This is a genomic window from Undibacterium sp. SXout7W, assembly GCF_049339385.1.
Classification (GTDB): domain Bacteria; phylum Pseudomonadota; class Gammaproteobacteria; order Burkholderiales; family Burkholderiaceae_D; genus Undibacterium.
This window is the reverse complement of sequence record NZ_JBMPPF010000165.1, coordinates 1-283: the sequence shown is the minus strand read 5'-3', so window position 1 is coordinate 283 and position 283 is coordinate 1. Positions and strand designations below refer to the sequence as shown.

Below are 283 nucleotides of genomic sequence, written 5' to 3'. Positions count from 1 at the left end.
TAACTAATGTCAGAAATCATAATTACGATGACGTTATTTTAGATTCTGAAGTTTTTGAAATGACTGAAACTGAAAATGAATTGAATTTAGAGTTGAAAGAATTTAATCAAAATTATGATTTGACTAATTCTCCTAGTTTAACTAGACAATTATGTTTACGTGGTGATGATCCATTTTATTTAAGAAAAGATTCTATTCTTACTTTTCCTGAAACCAAAGAATATTTACCTGGAATAAGTTCAACTTTACCTTATGAATATTCAGGTGGTGGTTTAACTTTAGA

The 283-nt window shown here is 26.9% G+C and carries 1 protein-coding gene; it reads left to right on the top strand.

Annotated features, from left to right (window positions below; genetic code table 11):
• Positions 1–283, top strand: a 283-nt coding sequence (locus ACO0LB_RS20950; RefSeq protein WP_423052680.1) for a hypothetical protein, incomplete at both ends; no start/stop codon positions are given.